General features: G+C 63.6%; 21 protein-coding genes and 1 pseudogene. 8 read left to right on the forward strand and 14 right to left on the reverse strand.

The annotated features are described in order from the left end of the window. Nucleotides 1–5: 5 nt before the first annotated feature. The 5 genes from RO07_RS01520 to RO07_RS01540 all read right to left on the reverse strand — a co-directional run bounded on the left by RO07_RS01520 (nucleotide 6) and on the right by RO07_RS01540 (nucleotide 5,294). Nucleotides 6–1,790, reverse strand: a complete 1,785-nt coding sequence (locus RO07_RS01520; protein WP_052266930.1) for a type II and III secretion system protein family protein — start codon at nucleotides 1,788–1,790, stop codon at nucleotides 6–8. 124 nt (nucleotides 1,791–1,914) lie between these two features. Then, nucleotides 1,915–2,754 carry a Flp pilus assembly protein CpaB gene (gene cpaB, locus RO07_RS01525; RefSeq protein WP_039407462.1) on the reverse strand — a complete coding sequence of 280 codons (840 nt, stop codon included), beginning with the start codon at nucleotides 2,752–2,754 and terminating at the stop codon, nucleotides 1,915–1,917. A gap of 10 nt (nucleotides 2,755–2,764) precedes the next feature. Then, complete coding sequence (locus RO07_RS01530; RefSeq protein ID WP_147284574.1) at nucleotides 2,765–4,279, reverse strand: ATP-binding protein; 1,515 nt, start codon at nucleotides 4,277–4,279, stop codon at nucleotides 2,765–2,767. Nucleotides 4,280–4,336: 57 nt separating this feature from the next. Further along, nucleotides 4,337–4,939 carry an A24 family peptidase gene (locus RO07_RS01535; protein WP_039407464.1) on the reverse strand — a complete coding sequence of 201 codons (603 nt, stop codon included), beginning with the start codon at nucleotides 4,937–4,939 and terminating at the stop codon, nucleotides 4,337–4,339. 169 nt (nucleotides 4,940–5,108) lie between these two features. Further along, nucleotides 5,109–5,294 (reverse strand): Flp family type IVb pilin, encoded by a 186-nt coding sequence (locus RO07_RS01540; RefSeq protein ID WP_039407467.1) that lies wholly within the window; start codon nucleotides 5,292–5,294, stop codon nucleotides 5,109–5,111. 1,187 nt (nucleotides 5,295–6,481) lie between these two features. On the opposite strand from RO07_RS01540, the gene RO07_RS01545 reads away from it, so the two are divergent. From RO07_RS01545 to RO07_RS01555, 3 genes are read left to right on the forward strand one after another with little or no spacing between them, the layout of a single operon-like run. Next, nucleotides 6,482–7,789 carry a glycosyltransferase family 87 protein gene (locus tag RO07_RS01545; RefSeq protein WP_052266932.1) on the forward strand — a complete coding sequence of 436 codons (1,308 nt, stop codon included), beginning with the start codon at nucleotides 6,482–6,484 and terminating at the stop codon, nucleotides 7,787–7,789. Next, nucleotides 7,786–8,673 (forward strand): phosphatase PAP2 family protein, encoded by an 888-nt coding sequence (locus RO07_RS01550; RefSeq protein WP_052266933.1) that lies wholly within the window; start codon nucleotides 7,786–7,788, stop codon nucleotides 8,671–8,673. The genes RO07_RS01545 and RO07_RS01550 overlap by 4 nt, the downstream gene beginning before the upstream one ends. After that, nucleotides 8,670–9,701 carry a glycosyltransferase family 2 protein gene (locus RO07_RS01555; RefSeq protein ID WP_039407469.1) on the forward strand — a complete coding sequence of 344 codons (1,032 nt, stop codon included), beginning with the start codon at nucleotides 8,670–8,672 and terminating at the stop codon, nucleotides 9,699–9,701. The genes RO07_RS01550 and RO07_RS01555 overlap by 4 nt, the downstream gene beginning before the upstream one ends. Here the strand turns inward: RO07_RS01555 and RO07_RS01560 are convergent. The 4 genes from RO07_RS01560 to RO07_RS01575 form a co-directional block, all read right to left on the reverse strand. Beyond that, a complete protein-coding gene (locus RO07_RS01560; RefSeq protein ID WP_039407472.1) occupies nucleotides 9,680–9,877 on the reverse strand; it encodes a hypothetical protein in 198 nt (65 codons plus the stop codon). The genes RO07_RS01555 and RO07_RS01560 overlap by 22 nt on opposite strands. Nucleotides 9,878–9,910: 33 nt before the next feature. Further along, nucleotides 9,911–10,648, reverse strand: coding sequence for a class I SAM-dependent methyltransferase (locus tag RO07_RS01565; RefSeq protein ID WP_039407475.1), 738 nt, complete (start codon nucleotides 10,646–10,648; stop codon nucleotides 9,911–9,913). Between the two features lie 266 nt (nucleotides 10,649–10,914). Further along, on the reverse strand, nucleotides 10,915–12,267 hold the full coding sequence (locus RO07_RS01570; protein WP_039413894.1) for an MFS transporter: 1,353 nt from the start codon (nucleotides 12,265–12,267) through the stop codon (nucleotides 10,915–10,917). Nucleotides 12,268–12,741: 474 nt separating this feature from the next. After that, the gene (locus tag RO07_RS01575; RefSeq protein WP_039407478.1) at nucleotides 12,742–13,125 is read right to left on the reverse strand and encodes a hypothetical protein; all 384 of its coding nucleotides are present in this window, start codon (nucleotides 13,123–13,125) and stop codon (nucleotides 12,742–12,744) included. A 204-nt stretch (nucleotides 13,126–13,329) separates the two neighbouring features. Here RO07_RS01575 and RO07_RS01580 point away from each other — a divergent pair, with 204 nt between their 5' ends. From RO07_RS01580 to RO07_RS01590, 3 genes are all read left to right on the forward strand, one after another. After that, complete coding sequence (locus RO07_RS01580) at nucleotides 13,330–13,767, forward strand: Hsp20/alpha crystallin family protein (protein WP_039407481.1); 438 nt, start codon at nucleotides 13,330–13,332, stop codon at nucleotides 13,765–13,767. A gap of 10 nt (nucleotides 13,768–13,777) precedes the next feature. Further along, a complete protein-coding gene (locus tag RO07_RS01585) occupies nucleotides 13,778–14,185 on the forward strand; it encodes an Hsp20/alpha crystallin family protein (protein ID WP_039407484.1) in 408 nt (135 codons plus the stop codon). Nucleotides 14,186–14,280: 95 nt separating this feature from the next. After that, nucleotides 14,281–14,646, forward strand: coding sequence for a hypothetical protein (locus RO07_RS01590; protein WP_039407486.1), 366 nt, complete (start codon nucleotides 14,281–14,283; stop codon nucleotides 14,644–14,646). Between the two features lie 112 nt (nucleotides 14,647–14,758). On the opposite strand, the gene RO07_RS01595 is transcribed toward RO07_RS01590, so the two are convergent. Beyond that, nucleotides 14,759–15,916, reverse strand: a complete 1,158-nt coding sequence (locus RO07_RS01595) for a porin (RefSeq protein WP_039407488.1) — start codon at nucleotides 15,914–15,916, stop codon at nucleotides 14,759–14,761. A 528-nt stretch (nucleotides 15,917–16,444) separates the two neighbouring features. Between RO07_RS01595 and RO07_RS01600 the strand changes: the two genes are divergently transcribed. Then, nucleotides 16,445–17,542: a saccharopine dehydrogenase family protein gene (locus RO07_RS01600; RefSeq protein WP_039407490.1), complete on the forward strand. Its 1,098-nt coding sequence runs from the start codon at nucleotides 16,445–16,447 to the stop codon at nucleotides 17,540–17,542. Between the two features lie 147 nt (nucleotides 17,543–17,689). Here RO07_RS01600 and RO07_RS01605 read toward each other — a convergent pair whose 3' ends face one another. Together RO07_RS01605 and RO07_RS25655 are read right to left on the reverse strand one after the other, a co-directional pair. Then, entirely contained in the window at nucleotides 17,690–18,436 is a 747-nt protein-coding gene (locus tag RO07_RS01605; RefSeq protein ID WP_218026550.1) for a M15 family metallopeptidase, read from the reverse strand. An 84-nt stretch (nucleotides 18,437–18,520) separates the two neighbouring features. After that, nucleotides 18,521–20,524: a hypothetical protein gene (locus RO07_RS25655; protein WP_147284573.1), complete on the reverse strand. Its 2,004-nt coding sequence runs from the start codon at nucleotides 20,522–20,524 to the stop codon at nucleotides 18,521–18,523. A 707-nt stretch (nucleotides 20,525–21,231) separates the two neighbouring features. Between RO07_RS25655 and RO07_RS01615 the strand changes: the two are divergent. After that, nucleotides 21,232–22,389 (forward strand): annotated as a pseudogene (locus RO07_RS01615) (cysteine desulfurase family protein); the annotation flags it as partial. Between the two features lie 148 nt (nucleotides 22,390–22,537). On the opposite strand, the gene RO07_RS01620 reads toward RO07_RS01615, so the two are convergent. Together RO07_RS01620 and RO07_RS01625 are read right to left on the reverse strand one after the other, a co-directional pair. Continuing rightward, on the reverse strand, nucleotides 22,538–23,128 hold the full coding sequence (locus tag RO07_RS01620; RefSeq protein WP_039407498.1) for a hypothetical protein: 591 nt from the start codon (nucleotides 23,126–23,128) through the stop codon (nucleotides 22,538–22,540). Beyond that, a complete protein-coding gene (locus tag RO07_RS01625) occupies nucleotides 23,125–23,700 on the reverse strand; it encodes a PDDEXK family nuclease (protein ID WP_039407500.1) in 576 nt (191 codons plus the stop codon). The genes RO07_RS01620 and RO07_RS01625 overlap by 4 nt, the downstream gene beginning before the upstream one ends. Between the last annotated feature and the right edge of the window lie 74 nt (nucleotides 23,701–23,774).

Below are 23,774 nucleotides of genomic sequence, written 5' to 3' on the forward strand. Positions count from 1 at the left end.
GAGAATCAATGGAGATAGGGCGAGCTCGCATCGGCGAACACGGGCGAGGACGGCGCCTGGGTGTGCGCTTCACTACGCGCCGGGCGGAGCGCTGCCGGTGCCGTTGCAGAGGGTGTACCTGCCGCAGCACCGGTCGATGACGTGGGTGCGTTGGCCGGGTTGGGCGTGCTCGACGGCGCTGACGGTGCTGACGACGAGGGGCGCATCGGTTGCGGGCCGGGCGTCGCGGCGGGTTGCGGCGCGGGCGCGTTGGGGTCTGACGGCGAGGACTTCTGGCCGCGGCCTTCCATGTTGCCCGTGGCGTAGATGTCGATGACGTTGGGCCTGGTGAAGCTGTCGGTTGGCATCGGCACTTCCGAGGCGGCCGTCTGCAGTGGCTTGACCAGGTGCGGGGTGATGATGAACACAAGCTCCGTCAGATCGTTCTGGAACGACGTGCTGCGCATGAGCGTGCCGAGCACCGGCACTTCGCCCAGGCCTGGGAATGCCTTGAGCGCGCCGGCGACGTTGTTCTTGACCAGTCCACCGATGGCGAAAGTCTCGCCGTCGCGCATCTGCACCGTGGTCGAGGCGCGCCGCGTGGTGATCAGCGGCAGGATGTTCACGCCGCTGATGTTGGTCGCCGTGAGCGTGACACCGGTGGGCGAGAGTTCCGAGACCTCGGGCGCGACGCGCAGATTGATGCGTCCGCCGTCGAGCACGGTCGGCAGGAACTTGAGCGCGACGCCGAACTCCTCCTGCTGCAGCGTGATGACCGTGGTCGAACCATTGGATTGCGGCACCGGGATGAAGATCTTGCCGCCCGAGAGGAAGCTCGCCTCCTGCCCCGAGAGCGTGACGAGGTTCGGCTCGGCGAGAATTTTCACGAGGTTGTCGGACTTCTGCGCGTCGAGCGAGAACTGCAGCGGCAGCCGGTTCGCCTTGGACGCCGTCAGCGCCGTGGCCGCGCCCGAGAGCAGGTTGCTGACCAGCGCGCCGGTCCACGTGCCGAAGCCGCCCTGCAGGTTCAGCGCCGAGCCGAGTTGGTTGATCAGTGTCTTGGACACTTCGGCGACCTTGACCTCGAGCATGACCTGCTGCGGGGTGTCGACCGACATCATGTTGAGCACCGTGCCGTCGGCATTGCCGCGCTTGGCATACGCCTTGGCGATCTCCACGGCCTGCTGTGCGGCCACCGCGTTCGACACGCGCCCGGCCAGAACGAGGTTGGCGCCCGCACTCGTCACGCGAATATCGCGTTCCTCGGGCATGAGTTGCGCAAGGGAGGCCTGCACGCCGCCGGCGTCGCCGTTGACCACCACGTTCACGACCTCGCAAGCACCGCTGCGGCCCTGCACGATCATATTGGTGGTGCCCACCGACAGGCCGAGCAGGTACATGGCGCGCGGCGAGACCATGGCGGCCTGCGCCACCGACGGATCGCCCAGGGTACGGTTGCGCACGGGCTCGTCGAGCTGCAGCACGGTGGACTTGCCGATCGGCACGACGACCGTGCGCTCGTTGCGCAACTCACCCGTGCAGTTCGGTCCGCGCACATTGGCCTGCGCGGACGCCGCGGCGGCGCTGGCCGGCGGCGCGGAGGGCGTCATGCTGATGGTCATCTGCATCGGCGCGCCGCCGCTTGCGGCCGCGGCGCCCGGCTTGCCCGACGCCCCCTTGGCAACGGCGCCGTATCCGACGGCGGTTTGCGCTCCGGCCGGCGCGGTCGCGGCCAGCATGCCGCACGCGGCCACGGCCAGCGCGGCCAGCGTGAAGGCGGGAGTTTTACTCGATTGACGTGTCCTGTTCATGGCGTTTCCCCGGCTGATCCTGTTCGTTCCGGCCGCGAGGCCCGGTTGCTGCGCAACCACCTTGCGGCGTCTCATCGACGACTTGCTGTCGTGCCCTGGCTGTTGTTCGTTTCGCGCGATGTGTTCAGAAGCACTCGACGCCACCGTGCGCACCGGTCAACACGCCAACACAATCCCCCTGGCGTGTCGCCACGTGCGGCGCGGGCTTGCGTACCACGACGCTCTTGACGACCGGCGCGACCGGTGCCGGTGCCGGGCTTGCCGGCACGTTGAGCAGCGTGTTCTTGGTGGCGCCGAGCGTGGCGAACTGTGCGCCGTCGATCTGGTTGCGCAGTACGAGCGAGAGCGTGCCCACACTGCGTGCGAGGTCGAGTTTCTCGGCCTGCTCGGGCGTGACTTCGAGCGTCACCGCGTTGACGACCTTCGGCTGGGTGTCGTCCCGACTGACCTGTTGGGCCACGGCGAGCACGAGAATCTTCTCGAGCACGATCTTCGAGATGCTCTGCTCCGCGCCCTTCTTCTCGGCATCGGTGGTGTTGACGATCACGTCGACGTAGTTGCCCGGCAAGGCAAAGCCGGCCACGCCGACGACGTCGTTCACGCGTACCGTGATCGCGCGCTTTCCTTCGCCGATGACGGCCGACAGCCCGCCCTTGGTGCCTTGCGGCGCGAGCTTCGACTCGAGGATCGGCTCGCCGCGCAGCAGCCCCACGCGCGCCACGCGGCCCTGGAGAAGCTGCGGGTCGGCAAACGCGCCGGGAGGAATGCTCTCGGCCGGCCAGTTGACCATCTTCACGAATTCGGAGGTCAGCGGCTGGCCCAGATTGACGTCGCTGGCGGCCACGGCCACGGTAGTCACCGAGGCCGAGGACTGGCGCGAGAGCCATTGCGCGGCAAAGACCACCGACGCCAGTCCGGCCACCAGGGCCAACAGCAGCATCGAGATTGCCTTCGGGTTTTTCATGATGTGCTCCTCAGTGACGATCGAACGGTGTGGCGTGGGCTGTGCCTTCGGCGCCTGTGCGCGGGCCCGGATCCGGCGGGATGCGTCGTGGGCGGTGAGTCATGTCGAAATAGCGCCGCCATGCCTCGTCGAGCAGGTCGGCCGTGACGACTTTTGGATAATCCTGGTAGCGGCACTCGGCATCGACCAGCACCAGCAGGTCGCGCGGGTAGCAGGCCAGAAGCGGCGTGGCCGATAGGCTGTGCAGCGTGGACGCCAGGTAGTCGAAGGCGTCCGCTTCGGTCGACATCCCGAAGCGATGGCATTCGGCATCGAAGATGCGGCGATACGCGGCAACGTCCACCGGGCCGACGAAGAGCTTGCAGCCCAGGCGGCGCAGGAACGCTTCGTCGCAGGCTTGCCAGGGATTGAAATTCGACGAGAACACGGTCCAGACGTCGAACGGCACGGTAAAGCGTCGCCCGGTATGCAGCGTGTAGACGTCGACGTTGCGATCGAGCGGCATGATCCAGCGGTTGGCCAGCGCCTGCGGCGGTGCCAACTGGCGGCCGAAGTCGTCGATGACGTAGATGCCGCCGTTGGCCTTCAGGTGCGGTGGCGCCTGGTAAAAACCGGCGGCCGCGTCGAAGGACACTTCGAGCATGTCGAGCGTGAGTTCGCCGCCGGTAACCACGACCGGGCGCTTGCACCACTGCCAGCGGCGGTCGCGCACGCTGGGGGCCTGCGCGACATCGAGCCCGGCGCGCGGGTGCGTGGTTTCAAGACCGTTTGGATGAGCGTTCTGACGAGCGACCGGGTGTCCGTTCATGCCGGTGCACACGGTGGCCAGTGGCTCGCCCTCGAGCGTCTCGTGGATCAGCGGGTCGAACACCTGGATGATCTCGCTGTCGACACAGATCGCGAACGGCACGGGCACGGGCCCTTGGAGCAGCAGTCCGAGGCGCTCGGCCAGGTAGGTCTTGCCACCGCCGGACGGGCCGAACAGCATGAGAGGACGCCCGGCGTTGAGCGACGAGGCGACCTCGTCGAGCAGGCGGGTGTCGAGTGTGGTGCCGTGAAAAATGTCCTTCACGAAAGCGTGATTGACATGCTGATGCCGCACGGACGCCGCGTGCACGGCCTGTACGTAATCCTCGAGCGTGACCGGGGCGGGCCCCACGTAGCTGCAGCGCGCCATCGACTCGCGTGCACGGGCGGTGCCGGCGTCGGTCAGGCGCAGAGACACGTCGGCGTCGAGCGCGCCGCGATGCGTGATTTCCATCAGGCGCTCGCGCACCGCGAACGCCACGACCTCGTCGAGCACGCCGAGCGGCAGCTTGAGCACCGCCATCAGGCCGAGCATGCAGGTCGAGCCGCGCTGCAGGCTCACCTTGCCGACCAGATCGACGAGCAGCGCCAGCGGAATCCCGGTGTCGGCCACCGAGCGAATCGACTGCACGCCGGCGCCATCGCCCGCGTGGCTCGCGCCGTGGTTCCACGGCGTGGTGGCCGCCGCGCTTGCCGAGTTCGTTTGCATACCTGTCATGGTCAGTCCCCGTGTGAGCGCAATGGTGTGAATGGATATGAGAACGAGCGTCCGAAATCAGGCCTGCGCGAACAACACACCGATCGTGCCGAGCGCGATGGCCACGCCATACGGCAGAGTGCCGATCGGGCTGCGGACGGTCGCGGCGTCGGCCGCTGCGATGAACGTTGTGGCATTCGATTCGGTAGCCGATGCACCGGCCTGCCCGGCGCCGCCGGCATGCGGCGTCCGCCGTGCCTGGCCGCACACGACGGTGCAGGCGCTCGCCAGCAGGTCGCGCGTCCGGCCCCGGTACATGGCAAGCGCTACGCTGCCGACGCCGCCAAGCACGAACGTCGCAAGCCCTGCGTCGAACGCCAGCGATGTGCCGAGCCAGGCGCCCGCGGCGGCCATCAGCTTGACGTCGCCGGCGGCCATGCCGCGCAGCAGATAGAACGGCAGCAGCATCGCGAATCCGGTCAGCCACCCGGCCAGCCAGGTCAGTGCACCGGCCGCCGCGCCATGCGCGGCACACTGCGCGGGCAATGCCGCGAGCCAGCCGGCCAGCACCAGGCGGTTCGGGATGCGGCGCGCGCGCACGTCGCATACGGCCGCGGCCACGACCAGCGTTACGGCGCCGATGGCGATGTAGTTCGGCGCGACGACTGCGCTTGCATTCATCTCTGTGTCTCCCCGTGACCGTTCATCCCGCGTGGCCGCTGCCTGAAAAGCAGTGACCCCTCGAATCGTCGCCGGAGGGCAACGCGACTGCCGCTGCCCCCGGGTCTTGCCTGTCGACAGCGAACCGACCAGGCCGGCCCGCCATCGCCAGGTGAAACCGACCGCACGCTCAGGCGTTGGCCGAAGTCAAAGCCGACCCGATCTTGCTGAACGTGGTGTTCAACTGCGTGCCGACCGTGGTCACGGCGGTGATGATCACCACAGCGATCAATGCCGCGATCAGGCCGTACTCGACCGCGGTGACACCGCTTTCGTCCCGAAAAAAACGCTTACCGAAAGTGAGAATGGCTTGCATGACACACTCCTTCATGAGATTGCAGGGGCTATCTGCCGCGGGAGGCGGCAGATTCGGGATGCGACGAGGCGGCGCCACTGGCGCGCCGCGACGCAAAGATGGGCTGGCCGCGGTGCGCGCACCACAACGCATGGCGGGCCGGTGCTGCGCGAGACGGCGTGAAGCGGAAGGGGATGGCGGCGGCTCGCGCGGCGCGATGGCGCGCGGCACCGGCAATGCCATGGAGAGGTTGCGTCGGGAACGCATGTCCGGCTGCACTGCGTCGTGCGTTCCCGGCGTACCTGGTCTGCGAATGTCTTGGTGTCGACATTTCAATTCCCCGGTTGGCCCGCCGTGCTCCTGTCGGATGCCGTGGCTGAGCCGTGTGGCCGTTCGATCGCGCGAAACCCTCGTTTCGCCCGGACGGATCGAATGCGCGTGGCGCAGTGTTGTTCTCGACCCGTCCGCCCCGTGACTTGGCGGCACGCTCAGGGTCGTGCAAGAGGCGGGCCAGCCTCATGTGAAAAGCCGTAGTCATGCGGGTTTTGACGCACCAGCCTTCCCCGTCGGCAACGGCCGACCCGCTCGGACGCGGCAAAGTGTTTCAAAAATGAAACGTCAGGCCGCGCGACAGGCAATTTCAATCGATCCATGTATTGCCGCGGATATGCGGGGGAATGGATTCAAATTAAAAGTTGATTTCCAATTTCCGTTTTTATTAGGGAAAAGCCGCACTTTTGATTTAAAGTATTACCCTTGAGCGGCACACGCGCCGCCACGGGTTTTCGCTGACAGGGAATGCGCCGATATCGCCTTCGTCTCCTTCGCTCATCGCGCCGGACAGGGTGGTCTGAAGCCCCGTCCGACAATGACTTTCGGTGTGCAAAGAAGATTGATGGAGGGCCCTTGTCGCCTAACTTGGATATTCAGGAAGTATTGCGTGCGAGCGTAAAAAATCGCCGCGTCAAAAAACAATTGAATCCGTAACATTTCTGAAACGCCAAAAATCATGGCGAAGAAAAAGTCGATTAATTACAGATAAACACCTAGTTGTATTTTTAAAAAGGTGTACCAACAATGCTCTGCATGAGGTGCCGCCATGCAACGCGTCTGTACGCGTCGGTGCACCGAGACCGCCCCAGGGGATCGCGCCCGATCGCGATGGAACATCGAGGCGGAAGCCACGACAACGATTCGGGGACCGGGACATGAAGACGAGCGACACGGGCGGCGTCGTGCACGCGCGCCAACCGTCGGGGAACGAACCGCGTCCACAGACAGCGCACTGGCTCACGCTCGAGCGTGTACGCCTGTATGCCGCCGTCGCGCTCGTGTGCCAGGTTATCGTCGGCATCTGCTGGATCGCGCACATTCACTTCGACACGACGGGCAAGCTCGATCCGCTCGCACTGGATTTCCTGCCGTTCTGGAGCGCGGCATGGATGGCCCTGCAGGGCCACGCCACCGACGCCTACAACGTGGTCGCGCTGACTCGGGTCGAGATCATGGCCGAGCCCGCCATGGCACAGGTCGACGGCATCATGCCCTGGCTTTATCCGCCCACGGTGCTGCTGTTCATACTGCCGCTCGCCTGGGTGCCGCTACGCGTGGCCTATCTATGCTTCGCGCTCGCCGGCCTGAGCCTGTTCGCATACGCTGCGCGCCGCATCGCACCGTGGCCGCAGGCCGTGCTGCCGATCGTTGCGTTCCCGGCCGTGGGACTCGTGATCGCCGCGGGTCAGGCCGCCCTGTCGACGGCCGGTCTCGCCGGCCTCGTGCTCGTGTTGTTGCGTCGGCGTCCCGCGCTGGCCGGTATCTGCGCCGGGCTGCTTTTCATGAAGCCACATCTGGCGCTGCTCTTTCCCCTGGCTTTCCTGTGCAGCCGCGCCTGGACGGCGCTGGCCGCGTGCCTGGCGACGGTCGTGCTCAGCGTGACCGCCAGCGTGGTGGTGTTCGGCCCCGAGACGGTGACGGCGTTCCTGCACGGCGTGCAAGGTGCGCAGGCTGCCGTGATCGCGGGGCGGGCGCAACTCTTTCGCATGCCGTCGGTTTTCATCATGGCGCATATGATGCACGCGCCGCTGTGGCTCGCGTGGACCCTGCACGGCGCCGTCGCCCTGTGGGCCGCCGCGCTGGTGGCCGACGCATGGCTGCGATGCGGCGCCTACGCGCTGCGCGCGGCGATCCTGCTCTCGGCCTCGCTGCTGATGAGTCCCTATGTCTACGACTACGATCTGGCATGGTTTGGAATCCTGATCGCCTGGCTGTGCGTGCATGGTCAGGCGCATGGCTGGCGCACCGGCGAGCGCGAATGGCTGGTGCTGCTTTGGCTCACGCCGCTGGCGGGACTGTTGATCGTTTCGTTCGTCGGCTTCCAGTTCATGCCGTTCATCACGATCGCCACCCTGGCCGGGGTGCGGCGCAGGCTACGTCTCGACAGCCCCCCCGGCGCTGCCTGCGTCATGGCCTCTGCGGCCACCCCGGAGGGTGACGGCATGCATGCGGTGTCGCCATGAACTGGCTGCGGATCAATCTGGCCACGGTGGCGCTCGCCGCCCTGGCGCTCGGCTGGCTCCGCATGAGCGTCGCGCCGGCGAGCCTCGCCATGCCGGGACTCGCCTGCCTGGCGCTGGCGTGCCTGTGGGCCGTCTACACGTGGCGCCGGCCCGATGCACGCATCGGCGCCGCAGCAGGCCACGTCATCGGCCTCGTCATCTTCACGCACGCCGCCGCCGCGCTCGACTACGCCGTGGTCGCCATCGGCGCGCCGCTTGTCGATCCTGTGCTGGCCGCCCTGGACGGGCATCTCGGATTCGACTGGACGGCATGGCACGCCATCGTGCGCGGCTCGCACACGTTCTCGCTCGTGCTGCAACTCGCCTATGACAGCGGCATGCCGCAGATCGCGCTGGTAGTTCTGCTGCTGTCGTTCACCGGACGCTTCGCCGACCTGCGCCGGTTCGCCAATGCAATGGCCGGCGCGTGTCTGGCGACCATCGCCATCTCGGGGCTCATCCCCGCGGCCGGCGCCTTCGTCCATTTCGGGGGCTCGCCGGGCGAACTGGCCGCGCTGTCGCATTTTGCGCCGCTGCGTGCCCACACCCTGACCGTGGTCGACCTGTCGGCCTTGCAGGGCCTGATCTCGATGCCGTCGTTCCATGCCGTCATGGCCGTGCTGCTCGCCTATGCGGTGCGCCGCTGCCGGGCGGCATTCGCCGTGCTCGCACCGCTCAATGCGCTGGTATTGCTCTCGACGCTCAGCGAAGGCGGCCACTATCTCGTCGACGTGCTCGCCGGGGTCGCCCTGGCTGCCGTCGCCATCCGACTGGCGTACCCGGCCGAGCCCGTGCATGAGCGCGGACGGGCTGCCACACGCCAGATTTCCGGGGAAACATCATGAACAGATCCATCTCCATCAAGCGCTTGTCCCTCGTGGTGCCGTGCTTCAACGAAAGCGAGTCGCTCGACGTCTTCTTCGCCACTGTCGTGCCGATTCTCGAGGCGCTGCCCGACACGCGCTTCGAGATCGTGTGCGTGAACGACGGCAGCACCGACGACACGCTCGCGCGCCTCATTGCGCACCGCCGCCGCGACGCGCGCATCCGCGTGCTCGACCTCACGCGCAATTTCGGCAAGGAAGCCGCGCTCACGGCCGGCATCGACGAGGCGCGCGGCGACGCAGTGATCCCCGTGGACGCCGACCTGCAGGATCCGCCGCAGTTGATCCCGCGCATGGTCGAGCTCTGGCGTGACGGCGCCGAAGTCGTCCTCGCGCAGCGCAGTAGCCGCGCCTGCGACTCGTGGGCCAAGCGCGTCGCGGCGGGCCTTTACTATCGCGTGCACAATCGACTCTCCGACGTGAAGCTGCCGGAGAACGTGGGCGACTACCGCCTCATGGACCGGCGCGTGGTCGAGGCGCTCAAGCGCCTGCCCGAGCGGCACCGCTTCATGAAGGGGTTGTTCGCCTGGGTCGGCTACCGCACCGCCGTGCTGCGCTACGAGCGACAGCCGCGTTGCGCGGGGAAGTCCAAGTTCTCCGGCTGGCGCCTGTGGAACTTCGCGCTCGAAGGCATCACGAGCTTCAGCTCGCTGCCGTTGCGCTGCTGGACCTACATCGGCCTGTCGATCGCGTTCGTGGCTTTCCTCTATGGCTCGTTCATCATCGGGCGCACGCTCGTGCTCGGCATCGACGTGCCCGGCTACGCCTCGCTGCTGAGCGTGCTGCTCTTTTTCGGCGGCCTCCAGCTCATCGGCATCGGTGTGGTCGGCGAATATGTCGGACGCATCTACGACGAGTCGAAGGGGCGGCCCGTCTACCTCTTGCGGCGCCGGTACGAGGACAGCGACAAGGTCAGCCAGTTGCCGCTCCAGTCGCTGCAACCCGGCACACGGCGTGCCGAGAAGCTTCACAGGGTGCTGAGCAGATAGGAACCGTTCGTGCCCACGCGGAAGGTGATCGCATTGGCCAGCGCCGGATTGACAATGCTCGCGGCGAGCATGGCGGCCACGCTTACTTGCACGCCGGTGGGCACGAACTCCACCACGCCAAAGCGCCGCACCTTCGTGCGCGGCTGGCCCACGAGGGTGGCGACCGATGTCTCCATCGTCCCCATCGTCCCCATCGCAACGACTGTCCGCTAATCGTGCGCGCGCATCGCGGCGAGCAGTGACACGCCGAAAGGTAGATCGGTGTGCGGCACGATCCAGCGCTCCGCGGCGAAGATATGGAACAGCGCCGCATTGAGCCAGTCGGCCGGCACGGCCGTGCCCGAGGCCGTGGACGCGTGCAGCCAACGATCCTTCATGCGTGCCAGCACGGCCAGCGGGAACAGCGCCGCGTTGAAGTACGTCAGGCGTTCCACGCACAGGCCGGCCGCGTTGGCCGCCTCGCGCAGCGTACGCGGACTGTAGCGACGGCGGTGATGCAGCATCACGTCGTGGGCGCTCCACAGCCACATGTGCGCAGGCACCGTGATCAGCGCCGTGCCCCCCGGCGCCAGGCTCTCGCGCACATATTGCAGCGAGGCCACGTCCGGGCCGATGTGCTCCAGGCAGTCGAACATGCAAACCAGATCGAAATGCTGGCCCGCGAACGGCATGTCGTCCGGGCAGCGCCCCAGGCGCACGTCGAAGCGCGCACCGGTCTTGCGGCGCGCCATGCTGCAGGCCACGACATCCATCTCCACCGCGTGCACGCGGCCGTGCGCGGCCAGCATGTCGAGATTGCCGCCGGTGCCGGCGCCGATCTCCAGGATGTTCGCGTCTTTGGGCAGCGAGAGGCTGGCGATGAATGCGTCGAGAATATTGCGCCGGCCCCTGAACCACCAATGGCGGTCCTCGGTGCGGGCCATGTCGAGATAGGCTTCCGGTGACATATGGCCCCCGTTGTATCGGACTTCGAATCTGCCTCGTGAGCGACATCGCAAACTGTCGCGATGCGCTGTCTTTGCTAACGAGTATAGGCAGGCCACCGTGCCGCCGACAGGCAAGCTCGGGTATCTCCTATCCTCGTGAAAACACCGAGGCGTCGGAACTCCACGTGGCGTTGCCCTGTAATGCGGAATGCCCGATGCAGTGCATCGGGCATTCCCGGGCAGCTTCCGCTGCCGACCCGTTTCTGGACTTGACGCGAAGACCTGCCTCAGCTGGCGCGCAGTTCTACGCGCTTGATGTCCTTGACGATGACCAGGTAGCAGAACACCGTCAGCAGTGCGTTGAAGCCGACGAAAGCCAGGGCGCCATTGAAGGAGCCGCCGGATTGCGCCACGAGGTAGCCGATTACGATCGGCGTCACGATGCCGGCCGCGTTGCCGCACATGTTGAACATGGCGCCGGACAGGCCAATCGCTTCCTTGGGCGACGTGTCGGCAACCACTGCCCAACCCAGCGCGCCGATGCCTTTGCCGAAGAAGGCGAGCGACATCAGCGCGACGACGATCCAATCGGTGTTGACGTAGTTGCATCCGACGATGCAGCACGACAGCAGCATGCCGCTCACGATGGGGATTTTCCGTGCCATGGTCAGTGAGTGACCCCGACGGATGAGTGCGTCCGACAGCACACCGCCGAGCACACCGCCCGCGAAGCCGCAAATGGCCGGCAGCGACGCGACAAGTCCAGCCTGAAGAATCGTCATGTGCCGGGCCTGGACCAGATAGACGGGAAACCAGGTGAGGAAGAAGTACGTGAGCACGTTGATGCAGAACTGCGCGACATACACGCCCACGAGCATCCGGGTGCCGAGCAGTTGGCGAACCACGCGCCAGGCCGCGTCGTTGCGCGCCGCGCCGGCCTTCGCGGATTTCTGGCCGCGAATGAAGCCGCCACCCTGCTCGATGTATTCGAGTTCCTGTTGGTTGACGCCCGGATGATCGATCGGGTTCTTCATCGACTTGAGCCATACCAGGGCGGTGACAAGGCCGACAACGCCCATCACGACATACACTTCGTGCCAGCCGAACGCGTGCGTAATCCAGGCCATCAATGGTGTGAAGACGACCGCGGCGAAGTACTGCGCCGAATTGAAGATGGCGGATGCGGTGCCGCGCTCCTTGGTCGGAAACCAGCTCGCGACCACCTTCGCGTTGGCGGGAAACGCAGGCGCTTCCGCGGCGCCCATGGCAAAGCGCAGGATGAACAGCGCGGTGACGGCGGCCGTTGCGCTGCCGGCCCAGCCGACAGTGCTCTGAAGCAGGGTGAAGAGCGACCAGAGCAGGATACTCGCCGCATAGACGCGACGAGCGCCAAAACGATCGAGCAGCCATCCGGCTGGAACCTGACACAGGACATACGACCAACTGAATGCGGAGAAGATGTACCCCATCTCGATCGCGCTGAAGCCGAATTCGCCCCGCATCGTGGCGCCGGTGACGGAGAGTGTTGCGCGGTCAGCGTAGTTCAGTGTCGTGATGAAGAAGACGAGCGCCAGAATGGCGTAGCGGACTTTGGTGCGCGGGAGCGCGTCCGCGGGGCTCGCGGTACGGCTGATTGCCATGTCGATCTTCCTCTGTTTCATGCTAGCGCGGCGGCCTCTCCCGCTTCCACCCGGTGGCAGCGGTCGTGCGCCTCGCTTGTCTCCTCAAGGGCGTCCATGGTGCGCCGAGCTTCGGGCCGATGCATTGGATCGGCTCAGCCCATCTTCATTGCGACTTCATCCACAGTACGCGCGCCGAGTCAGCCATACGCCAACTCTTGTCATGCGTCATCGTATGACAATGATCGTTGTGGCGCAAGATTGGCTGAATAATTGCTGATTTATTTGAGGGTAAACACGTAAATCGATATGGTTGTCTGTTGTAGGATGATTTGGTGGATCCGCTCGTTCGCTCCAAGCCGATTTCGGTCGGCGCGGGGGAAACCGGTGGGCCGATTCGGGCCACCTAGGGCAGTCGTCAGGAGGGTCATTCGCCGGCGGGCCGGCGCGCACACGGTCAGCAGGATGTGGAAGACGTGCGCGCGCAATCGAGTATCAATGCAGCGGCGGCACCGTTCCCGCCTTTTCGGCCAGCATCCGCTCATACACGCCGAAGTGGAGATCGACTTCGCTCTGTGTGACGACGGTGACATTCATTTGGACGGCATCGGGCGGCAACGCAAAAATGGAGGCGAGCGCAACGCAAATCTGCGGCACCACATTGACGTCGGCATCGACTGTGGTCCCCGCTTCCACGCGGAGCGTTCCGTCGCGCGCGAACACGATTTCAACGATGCGGGCGCGCGCACTCATATTGTTCTCGATGGCCAGCACGATGACGTTGGCCATCTTTCTCATTCCCTCCGTCGGAAAGCCACGCTCGGCACGCAAGCGCAGACGGTGGACGCCGATCGTCAGCCAATCCCATTCGAAATCCATTTTGCACCTCTGGATGTGGTCAACCGTGCCGTCAAATTGAGGGACACATTTTCGATTTCAAGACCCCTTGAAATCCGGCGGAAGCGATCTATCTTAGTTTTCCGTCAGTGTCCGCTGGCGCAAGGTTTGATGACCGCGTGTCATCGTATTTTCGTTATCGACTCCGCTGCGGCGATTGCGCGGAATTATTAGGAGAATGCGATCATGAGCGAGTTTGACCTGAACACAGGGATATTTGGAGAACTGGACCGCCTCCACCGGGAGATGACGAGTCTCTTTTCAGGCTTCCCGACCAGCATTCGGTCCTCACGCCCGGGAGCTTTTCCTCCCATCAATATCGGCACCACCGACGACTCGGTTGAGATCGTCGCCTTCGCACCTGGCATGGACGCCAAAGCGTTCGACGTCACCATCGACAAGGGGCTGCTGACCATCTCGGGCGAGCGCCGGCGCGCCAACCAGGAGGAGCGCGACGCGCGCTCGTACGTGCAAGAGCGATTCACCGGCACGTTCCGCCGGGCGATCGAATTGCCGACCCACGTCGACCCGAACGACGTCAAGGCGCGCTACGCCAACGGATGCCTGAGCATCAGCATCGGCAAGCGCGAATCGTCCAAGCCGCGTGCAATTTCCGTGCAATGAGGAGGGCATCATGAACGCGAATTCGCAACTCACGACGACTTCCCAGGGACAAGTGGGATCGCGTCCGACGGCGCAGGAGCCGCGACACCTTACGATCTCTCCGGCGGTCGACATTTTCGAGGACGAGCATGGCGTGACGCTGTGGGCAGACCTTCCCGGCGTGTCGAAGGACAAGCTCAATATCCGCGTGCAGGACGGAACGCTGTCCATCGAGGGCGAAGCGCTGGTTCCCGCGCCGCAGAATCTTCGCCTGCAGCACGCCGAATTGAAGGAACCGCGTTTTTCCCGTTCCTTCATGCTGAGCGCCGATTTCGACACGTCCAGGATCGAGGCGCAGCTCAGGGATGGCGTGTTGAGACTGACGGTGCCGCGTCGGGAAGAAGCGCGCCCGCGGAAGATCGAAGTGCAGGTGGCGTGACCCCACGGCCTGCAACTTTCGATGCGGGTTGATTCTTACGGTTCGCGCCTGCGGGCGTAGGCTCGCGGGCGCATCTTCACACAGGCGAGAACGACATGAGACTGCGCTGGCCGAAGAGCGACGAGCCGCACGTAAAGACAAGAGTATTCGCGGTGCAGGCCAATCTCGACGAGACGGTGGCGCTGATTCGAAGGTTTGCGCATGACGAGTTCGCGCGAGCCATCGGTACGGAAACACCCTCGGACCAGGACATCCGGGGATTCATCCTCGATCGACTGCGATGCATGAAGCTCGACGCGGCCGAGGCCTGGACGGAACCGACCGTGCAGCGCGTGTTCGGCAGCGTATACGTCATGCCGATGTTCACGAAGATCGAGGGCATGCGAGCCATCGAGGCGCGCCTCGTCGTGATGCCGGACGCGAGATACACACCCAGAACCTATATCCCGATATCAAGCTAGTCGCGCCGCGTTGCGGTGCGTCGGCCGATAAAAAAGGGGAGTCCCTTGCAGGACTCCCCTTAAAACTGGAGAACTCAAACCAACGGTTGAAACGTCTCGCGAAGACGTTGGTTTAGAACTTGTGGCGCAGGCCCGAGATCACGGCGGCTTGGGTCTTGGTACTCGATGCACCGCCAGCGCCGTTGATCGAAGCCGCTGCGGCGTCGCCCGCCGCCTTTTGATAGATGCCGACCAGGTACACGTCCGTGCGCTTCGAGAGCAGATAGTCGACGGCGGCGTTGATCTGGTGGTACTTCGGGCTCAGGTTGGCGAGCGTGGCGCTGCGGGTGCTGGCGTCCGTGTACGTGTACGACAGGCCGAGCAGCAGCGACGGCGACAGGTTGTAGGTGCCGTTCAGTTCATAGTTCGACACACGTGCACCCGTACCGCTCACGTACTTGAGCTGCGTGTTGCTATACACGAAGCCGACGGCCGCCGGGCCGAAGCTGTAGCTGCCGCCCGTGGCGAACACGCGCTGCTTGTCCACGCCGACGGTCGTCGTGCCGATGCGGGCCGAGTAGAAATCGCCGCTATAGTCGCCGGCAACGGCGCCGCTCGTGTTCGCGCTGTTCGGCGAGCTCACTTCGAGGTAACCGATGCCGAACTTGACCGGACCGTTGGCATAGCTCGCCCCCACGCTGTAGGCGCGGTTGTTGGCGAAGCCCGAGCCGCCGGTGCCGCTGCTGGCCTGGTTCGAGAAGCCGTACAGGCCGCCGAACGTGAAGCCGGCGTAGTTCGCGCTCGTGTACTTGATCGAGTTGTTGATGCGGAACGAGTTGTACAGGTTGTCCACGTCGCCCACGTGCGCACCGAGCTTGGTGGCGAACTGCTTCGCGGAAGTCAGGCCGCTCACGAAGTCGACCACGGAGTCGTACTGACGGCCGATGGTCAGGCTGCCAAACGACTTGCTCGACAGACCGACGAACGCCTGGCGGCCGAATTCACGGCTGCCTTGACCCAGGCCGCCGTTCGTGAGGTTAAAGCCGTTCTCCAGGGTGAAGATGGCCGACAGACCGCCGCCGAGATCTTCCGAACCCTTCAGGCCCCAGCGGTTGCCAGACTGCAGACCATCGGCGGTGGTGAAGTTCTTGCTGCCGCCGACATTGCTCACGTACGACAGGCCCCCGTCCAGAACACCGTACAGGGTGACGTTGCTTTGCGCTTGCGCTGCGCCCGCGGCGCACACTGCGAGAACACCACACAGCGCGGCAGCCAATTGCGTCTTTTTCATCGGTCTATTCCTTTTCGATAACTTTGAATTGATGCGAACCCGTCGCTCGTGGAGGAGCGCCCCGTGGGTTCGGGCCGAACTATATCGAACGAACAGGGTATTCCATAGGTGTATTAACGAAATTCCAGGCGAGGTGTCTTGCCGTTGCAACGCAGGGCAATTTGTCGACGCGAAGTTTCGAAATTTCATTTTGATGACACATGCGGTTCGTATAAAACGCTGTGGGCAAGCTCTGCAGACACGACGCGCGCAGACCATCGCCGCAATCCGTTCCCCGCGCACTTTCCGAACATCCTTCCGCACCGACCTCGACCGTACCGCTCACTCAGCGGGTGGGCAGACAAACTCACAGACGATACAATTCGTCGATAAATTAGTCATTTCGTTATATAAAAGATATTTATCGACGATTTGACGCTACATTTCATCCGACCCTCTCCATAGAATTGAGGCAGGGCACATGCACGATCGAATGTGCCCGAAAGGCGGCGTGCCGCATCGACCGTTGCTTCTGTTGAGGGAAAGAACATGAAAAAGATCGCCTTGCTTGGCGCAGGACATATCGGCCAGACCATCGCGCGCTTGCTGTACGACAGCGGCGATTACCGGGTGACGGTGTTCGACAGGAATCCGCAGTCGCTCGTGTTCGTGCGAGACCATGCCCACACCCTCGTCGAAATCACCAGTGAGGACACGGGCGCGCTGCAGCGTGCAATCTCTGGACACGACGCCGTGATCAACGCGCTGCCGTACACGATGGCGACGAGCGCCGCGACGGCTGCCGTCGCGGCCGGATGTCACTACTTCGATCTCACCGAGGACGTTGCCGCGACCCACGCGATCGCACAGCTTGCCGAAGGCGCGCCGACAGCGCTCATGCCGCAATGCGGGCTTGCGCCGGGCTTCATCTCCATTGCGGCGCATCATCTCGCGGCAGCGTTCGATCGGATCGATTCGGTAAAGATGCGCGTCGGCGCGCTGCCCGCGTTTCCGACGAACTCGCTCAAATACAACCTGACGTGGAGCGTCGACGGGCTGATCAACGAGTATTGCCAGCCGTGCGAGGCGATCCGCGACGGTGCGTCGCTGACCGTGCAGCCGCTCGAAGATCTGGAGCATTTCTCGCTCGACGGTGTGGAGTATGAAGCGTTCAACACATCCGGTGGATTGGGAACGCTATGCGAGACGCTGGGCGGGCGCGTTCGCAACCTCGACTACAAATCGGTGCGCTACCCGGGACACGGCGCATTGATGAAAGTGCTGCTCAACGAACTCCGGCTCAAGGACGATCAGGAGACGATCAAGGCGATCCTGAAGCGTTCGATTCCGAGCACGCTGCAGGACGTGGTGCTCATCTTCGTGGTGGTAAGCGGTTTGCGCGCCGACGTGCTCACGCAGGAAGTGTTCGCGAGAAAGATCTTCGCCGAGCGGAATAACGGGCATAGCGCCAGCGCCATTCAGATCACCACGGCCTCGGCCGTCTGCGCGGCCGTCGACATGTTCTTCGCCCGACAACTGCCGCAACGCGGTTTTGTGCGTCAGGAGCAAATCGCGCTACCGGACTTTCTGGCCAATCGCTTCGGCCACGTCTACGCTCGCTCGACGCATATCGAGTCCCTCTCGTAGCGCCCAAAGCATTCTGTCGCGATAGGGTGTGTTTGGTCCGCGTTCGAGAAAGTGCTACGTCGCCGAGGACCGTCCCGCGTGGACAAGCGCGGGCGAACCGCGCCGCACATCGCTTGCAACGCATTCCGACGAAGTGTCCGAATGCGCTCAATCCACTACTGGAAAATCGAAATAGGTGTCGGGGTAAGGTTCCTTGGCAAGGGTGAAATGCCACCATTCGGTATCCAGTGGCCTGAAACCCGCCTGTACCATCAGACTTTGCAATAGCAGGCGGTTGGCCCTCTGCTGCGGAGAAACTCCCTGCGAATCGGGGTGCGAAAGTGGGCTGAAACAATCGAAGCCGGTCCCGAAGTCCATGCTGTTGTCCGGCGCGCGTTGCGACGCGGGCGAGGTGCAACTGACCTGTTCGCGCTTCGCGTCATACGCGGGAATCTGGCTATCCGCCGGAACAATGGTCAGGTCCACGGTACTGCCACGGCTGTGCCCCGACCGGTAAGCGATGTAACCATCACTGAAGAGTCGGCTTTTTTCGACTTCGGGATAGAACTCGGTGCGCATTTCCGTGCTACTGAGATTCTTCGCCCACCTGGCAAAGTCGTCGACGGCACTCTGCGGGCGGTAACAGTCGTAGACTTTCAGCGTAAGCCCCATTGGGAGCAATCGCTCTTGAACGGATTTGAGCGCCTGTGCGGCCTGATGCGTCAGCAGACAAACCGGGGCGTCATAATTCTCGATCCTTCGGCCTACGAAGTTGTGTTCGGTAAAGTACCGCAAATCGTACTGAATCTCCGGTGCGATCGTCCTCAGGTTCACAAAGTCCTTGGGTCGCTGGTGAAGATCGTCGGCTGTGCAAACTGCTGGAATGCAAGCAAGCAGGGCCCATAACAGTTTCATGTCTTCTCCCATTTCGAGGCCGATACCGGCGCTCGGCAATTATCAGCGAGTTTGAGATGTCCAGACAGGAGGCCGGGCCGTGGTTCACATTGGCAGCATGTCGGCCTTGCGGAGTCGGTCCTGGCCTTGCTGGGTCAGCGTGCCGTCCGCATGAAGGTAATTTCTCAATGCCGCAGAGGAGACGTCGTTTTGTCTGGCCAGACCCTTGAGCCCACCCGCGGCCTCGATCCCCACTTGGCCGAGGGCCGCCCACCGTCGCAACATGTCGTCGGTGATCTTCGCTTTCTTTTTCGGGTTCAGCCGCTCTTCGCCGAGTTGGGTCAGGCTGCCGTCTACACGAAGGTAATTTCTCAATGCCGCAAATGAGACGTTGTACCGCCTGGCCAGACCTTCGAGTCCGCCCATGTCCTGGATCCACGCCGGGCCGAGGGCCGCCCACTGTCGCAACAAGTCGCCGGTGATCTCCCCTTTCCCGTCCGGGTTGAGCCGGTCTCTCCCGTACGGGCTCAGCGCGCCGTTCACACGAAGGTATTTTCTCACTGCCCCGGCTGAGACGTTGTTCTGCTTGGCCAGACCGTCGAGTCCACCCGCTGCCTCAATCCCCGCCCGGCCGAGGGCAGCCCACTGCCGCAACATGTCGTCGGAGATCTCCCCTTTCCTGCCCGGGTTGAGTCGGTCCTGGCCTTGCCAGGTCGGCGTACCGTCTACACGAAGGTCATTTCTCAGTGCGGCAAATGAGACGTTGTTCTGCTTGGCCAGACCTTCGAGCCCGCCCGCGGCCTCAATCCCCGCCCGGCCAAGGTCCTTCCACGCCTGCAACATGGCGTCGGTGGTCTCCACTTTCCCGCTCGGGTTGAGCCGGTCCCGGCCTTGCCGGGTCAGCGTACCGTCCGCACGAAGGTAATTTTTCAGTGCAGCAAATGAGACGTTTTCCCGCTTGGCCAGACCGTCGAGTCCGCCCGCGGCCTCAATCCCTGCCCGGCCGAGGTCCTTCCACGCCTGCAACATGGCGTCGGTGATCTTCATTCTCCCGTCCGGGTGGAGTCGGCTTTCGCCGAGCGGGGTCAGGTTGCCGTTCGCACGAAGGTAATGTCTCAGGGTATCGGGTGAGACGTTGTCTCGGCTGGCCAGACCGTCGAGCCCGCCCGCGTTCTGGATCCCCGTCGGGCCGAGGGCCGCCCACCGTTGCAACGTGGCGACGGTGATCTTCGCGTACCCCTTCGACGTGCCAATCTTCTGTCGAGGAATTTTGGCCGGAGGCGGCATTAAAACAGCATCGTCCCTACTGTTTGCGTCCTGCGGTGCCGAACGCTTTTCCGCCCCGCTGTTCGAGGTGATTTCCAGTGTTGCAAGGGGGGGCGGTTGCTGGGTCGAGCCCGACGGCATGCCGGGATCCCACGTGCCTTTCAGCGCCTGTCGAATGACGGGCGGTGTTTCTGGAGGTGGCGGTCGCTGGGTCGAATTCGACGGCATACCGGGCTCCCATGCACCTTGCAGCGCCTGTCGAATGACGGGGGGTGTTTCTGGTGGGAGCGGTCGGTGGGCCGAATTCGGTGGCATGCCGGGCTCCCATGCGCCTTGCAGCACTTGTCGAATGACGGGGGGTGTTTCTGGAGGCGGCGGTCGGTGGGCCGGATTCGACGGCATGCCGCATTGATAGTCCAGAATCCCATCGAGTATCTGCGGTGTTTCGGAAGGCGACGGTCGTTGGGTCGGGCTCAATGGCATGCCGGCCAACGCTTCGGTATTGATATCAGGTGCAAGTGCGCCGCATTGATAGTCCAGAATCCCATCGAGTATCTGCGGTGTTTCGGAAGGCGACGGTCGTTGGGCCGGGCTCGATGGCATGCCGGCCAACGCTTCGGCATTGGTATCAGGTGCAAGTGCGCCGCATTGATAGTCCAGAATGCCATCGAGTATTTGCGGTGTTTCGGGAGGCGACGATCGTTGGGCCTGGCTCGATGGCATGCTGGTCAACGCTTCGGCGTTGGTATCAGGTGCAAGTGCGCTGCATTGATAGTCCAGAATCCCATCGAGTATTTGCGGTGTTTCGGGAGGCGACGGTCGTTGGGCCTGGCTCGATGGCATACGGGACCATCCTTCAGCTTGGCGCACCTCGTGCACGTTGGCCTCAAAGGCAGACGACTGCGTTGAGGTTGATGGAGTAGGTTGCGCCGACGCGGAGGTCGTCACGGGAGGCTGGGAGCACGTAGCCTCAGCGCCGGAAACGGGATACATGGATTTTTCTCGCGGAAGCTCTTTTTGTTCGCGGCGTGCTCATCATTGTCAACTGCACACCGCGTGCCTTTTTATTGTCATGGAGGCGGCACCATTTGCACTTGCACAAATCGCTCTTTTGGTGGGGCGGAAAATTGCTCAGCGGAGGACGCCTGTTGTCCTTTGGGGCAGCGCAACTGCCCCTTGCGAATCATGTGCATGGTCTCGACGCCGGCGAGGATCTTGGCTGCCGAACGAAGGTCTTGAGTGTGACGCGCGAGTTGCACCTGCTCAATTGGCCCTCCACCAACGTGTTCGCACCCTCGCCATCGTGCGCGAAATCGCGCGTATGCACTGCGCCAAGGTGTCGTTGGACGATGCGCCCACCGATAGACTCGACGTCATGGTCCGATTCCCGGTCAGCGATAGTGCACGAGGGAGTGGTGGATTAATTTTTCTTAAAAAACCTATATTCAGGAAATTATTTCCTGTAAAACCCCATTCGGCAGGTGATTCCGCAAGCCTTTTCTCGAATGCCCCGCGTACGATCGATGTACTTTTTTTGCTCGAGGCCGATCATGCGCGATAAGGAAACGCTCCACTACTTCGACTACGCCGCAACCACGCCGGTGGACGCCGTCGTCATTGCGGCCATGTCCGATTGTCTCGGCGTCGACGGAGTGTTCGGCAATCCGGCGTCGAACTCGCATGCGGCAGGGGTGAGTGCACGACGTCTCGTGGAACGCTCGCGCGCCCAGGTCGCGGCACTCATCGGAGCGCAGCCGGCCGAGATTGTCTGGACCTCGGGCGCTACCGAGTCGAACAACCTCGCTTTGAAGGGATACTCGGAGCTGGGGCTGGCGCGTCCTCATCTGATCACGAGCGTGCTCGAGCACAAGGCGATCCTCGACACGATGGCCAGCCTGGAGGTGCGTGGCGTTCCGGTGACTTACGTCGCGCCGTCGGTAACGGGCGAGATCACGGTGGACGCCGTAGCCGCTGCCCTGCGCCCCGACACCGGATTGGTATCGCTCATGCTCGTCAACAACGAACTTGGCACGTTGACCGACGTGGCCGCGATCTCGAAGATCGTGCACGCCGCCGGTGCGTTGCTGCATGTGGACGCGGCGCAGGCGCTCGGCAAGACGCCCATCGACGTCAATGCGATGGGGATCGACATGCTTTCGATGTCGGCGCACAAGGTGTACGGCCCGAAGGGCATCGGTGCGCTCTACGTGAACAAGGACGTCATATCGCGAATCGCGCCGCAAATGCATGGCGGCGGACATGAACGCGGTCTGCGCTCGGGCACGCTCGCAACGCACCAGATCGTCGGCATGGGTACGGCGTGTGAACTGGCGATGCAGAGCATGAGCCTGGACAACGAACGCATCGCGCAGTTGAGCCGTCGCCTGCTCGATGGTGTGCTCGCGCTCGAAGGCGTCACGCACAACGCAGCGAGCGCACCGCGCATTCCCCATACGCTCAGCCTGTCCGTCGGCCACCCGGGTTTCGCGACCTTCATGCTCAATGCCAATCTGGCGGTGTCGTCGACGTCGGCCTGCAATTCGGCCTCCGGCCAGCCGTCGCATGTGCTGACCAGTATTGGCGTGGACCGCGAAGCCGCCAGCCGCACCGTGCGCGTGAGCCTCGGGCGGTTCACGACGCCGGCGTCGGTCGATTTCGCCATCGCTTGCTTCGAACGCGCGGTCCGTCAGTGTCGCGTGCTCGCAGCCTGATCGGCGGAGGTTTCTTCCGGCGATTGGCCTGTCGCCGGACAAGGCGCCGTTGGGCTGTGCGTTCGCGTATAACGACGCGCTGCATCATCGCATCGTCTCCAACTTGCCTCAGTTGCCGGTGAAGCGCCAGGAGGGACGGGGCACATCACCACGGCGTCAGTTGTGGGAGCGGGTGCGGCAGGCGACTGCCCTCTGCGCGGAGCGGTTCGAACGCCTTGGCATCCAGCCGCGCGATACCATCGAGAATGGCCCGCGCGGTAGGTGTCGCGCGCATCAGTTCTCGTGCGGCATCGTCGAGAGACGTAATGATGTCGTCTATGGAGAGTCCTGTCTCGCGCAGCGCCCGGGCGGGGTCATAACTCCCCATGAGCTTCAGCAACTCGGTCGCGTGCTCGCGGAAGATTGCGTCGAATAGCGCCTGCGTTTCGAAGAGCATCGCTTCCAGCGCAGGCGCGACGATCTCGACATCGAACGCCTGCGGAGCGCAGGACATCAACAATATGTCCTCAATCAACGAGTATTGATCGCCGATGAGGTCTTCGTCAGTGGTCTGGGCATTGCGGATCAATAAGGCTGGTATCGCGTGACGCATTATCACGTCCTGTGTGCAGTCGATGTCGTTGATTTGTCCCCGGCTCACGAAGAAGCGGGAGGACGTCGAAATTTCGGTGGGCAACCACGCGCACAGTAGCTTGAAACTCTCGCGCGACGTGCAGACGATGCAGCGTTTCTTCATGCTCGTGTCTCCTCGGAACTCTCCTCGCCGAATTGGTTGCCAAACTCAAGGCAGGCTTCGTACTTCTGCAATAGTCGACCGCAAAAATCCTGTCGTCGAATACAAACGTCAATGTCCGCCCCATTCCAGCAGAGAATGGTCGCCGGCTTGACGAAGCGCACCAGCGCTCTCGCCGCCGTGGTGTAATCGCCGCTGGTGAACATGCAGCCGATCAGCGTGGGCGGGCGGCGCATCAGTTGCGCGTGCAGTTTTGCGATAGGGGTGAAGTTGAGATTTTTCTTCACTCGTTCGCGGCGATCCGAGTAGTCTTTGCACTCGATCATCGCCGCGAGATTCCCGACATAAACCATGCCATCGATTTGCTCCGCGTTCGATGTGCCCAGCAACGCCACGGTATACGGCCACCGCACCCTCGCGCCGCTCAACTCGAATCCCTTGAGCACGAGATACTCGAGCGCTTTTCCCGCATCCCATTCCGGTGTCGAGCAGTGGGCGATGGCTTCCCACAGCCGGGCGACGTCGCGCCAGCCGTAGTGTCTTACCCGTTCGATGTAGTCCCTGTCGGCCGTCATGGGGAATGCGTTGTGTGAACCGGATTCCGATTCTAGGCGGGGTGGCGGGGCGCGAACGCAGAAGGGCCGATTTA

The organism is Pandoraea pulmonicola (assembly GCF_000815105.2).
In the GTDB taxonomy this organism is placed as follows: domain Bacteria; phylum Pseudomonadota; class Gammaproteobacteria; order Burkholderiales; family Burkholderiaceae; genus Pandoraea; species Pandoraea pulmonicola.

What these genes read in the sequence shown, in the direction of transcription:
- RO07_RS01580 (WP_039407481.1), top strand. Translation starts at nt 13,330, where the DNA reads ATGAGCGAGTTTGACCTGAACACAGGGATATTTGGAGAACTGGACCGC.
- RO07_RS01625 (WP_039407500.1), bottom strand. Translation starts at nt 23,700, where the DNA reads ATGACGGCCGACAGGGACTACATCGAACGGGTAAGACACTACGGCTGG.
- RO07_RS01595 (WP_039407488.1), bottom strand. Translation starts at nt 15,916, where the DNA reads ATGAAAAAGACGCAATTGGCTGCCGCGCTGTGTGGTGTTCTCGCAGTG.
- RO07_RS01550 (WP_052266933.1), top strand. Translation starts at nt 7,786, where the DNA reads ATGAACTGGCTGCGGATCAATCTGGCCACGGTGGCGCTCGCCGCCCTG.
- RO07_RS01540 (WP_039407467.1), bottom strand. Translation starts at nt 5,294, where the DNA reads ATGCAAGCCATTCTCACTTTCGGTAAGCGTTTTTTTCGGGACGAAAGC.
- RO07_RS01545 (WP_052266932.1), top strand. Translation starts at nt 6,482, where the DNA reads ATGAAGACGAGCGACACGGGCGGCGTCGTGCACGCGCGCCAACCGTCG.
- RO07_RS01570 (WP_039413894.1), bottom strand. Translation starts at nt 12,267, where the DNA reads ATGGCAATCAGCCGTACCGCGAGCCCCGCGGACGCGCTCCCGCGCACC.
- RO07_RS01600 (WP_039407490.1), top strand. Translation starts at nt 16,445, where the DNA reads ATGAAAAAGATCGCCTTGCTTGGCGCAGGACATATCGGCCAGACCATC.
- RO07_RS01560 (WP_039407472.1), bottom strand. Translation starts at nt 9,877, where the DNA reads ATGGAGACATCGGTCGCCACCCTCGTGGGCCAGCCGCGCACGAAGGTG.
- RO07_RS01585 (WP_039407484.1), top strand. Translation starts at nt 13,778, where the DNA reads ATGAACGCGAATTCGCAACTCACGACGACTTCCCAGGGACAAGTGGGA.
- RO07_RS01590 (WP_039407486.1), top strand. Translation starts at nt 14,281, where the DNA reads ATGAGACTGCGCTGGCCGAAGAGCGACGAGCCGCACGTAAAGACAAGA.
- RO07_RS01555 (WP_039407469.1), top strand. Translation starts at nt 8,670, where the DNA reads ATGAACAGATCCATCTCCATCAAGCGCTTGTCCCTCGTGGTGCCGTGC.
- RO07_RS01535 (WP_039407464.1), bottom strand. Translation starts at nt 4,939, where the DNA reads ATGAATGCAAGCGCAGTCGTCGCGCCGAACTACATCGCCATCGGCGCC.
- RO07_RS01530 (WP_147284574.1), bottom strand. Translation starts at nt 4,279, where the DNA reads ATGACAGGTATGCAAACGAACTCGGCAAGCGCGGCGGCCACCACGCCG.
- RO07_RS01520 (WP_052266930.1), bottom strand. Translation starts at nt 1,790, where the DNA reads ATGAACAGGACACGTCAATCGAGTAAAACTCCCGCCTTCACGCTGGCC.
- RO07_RS25655 (WP_147284573.1), bottom strand. Translation starts at nt 20,524, where the DNA reads ATGCCATCGAGCCAGGCCCAACGACCGTCGCCTCCCGAAACACCGCAA.
- RO07_RS01620 (WP_039407498.1), bottom strand. Translation starts at nt 23,128, where the DNA reads ATGAAGAAACGCTGCATCGTCTGCACGTCGCGCGAGAGTTTCAAGCTA.
- RO07_RS01575 (WP_039407478.1), bottom strand. Translation starts at nt 13,125, where the DNA reads ATGGATTTCGAATGGGATTGGCTGACGATCGGCGTCCACCGTCTGCGC.
- cpaB (WP_039407462.1), bottom strand. Translation starts at nt 2,754, where the DNA reads ATGAAAAACCCGAAGGCAATCTCGATGCTGCTGTTGGCCCTGGTGGCC.
- RO07_RS01605 (WP_218026550.1), bottom strand. Translation starts at nt 18,436, where the DNA reads ATGAAACTGTTATGGGCCCTGCTTGCTTGCATTCCAGCAGTTTGCACA.
- RO07_RS01565 (WP_039407475.1), bottom strand. Translation starts at nt 10,648, where the DNA reads ATGTCACCGGAAGCCTATCTCGACATGGCCCGCACCGAGGACCGCCAT.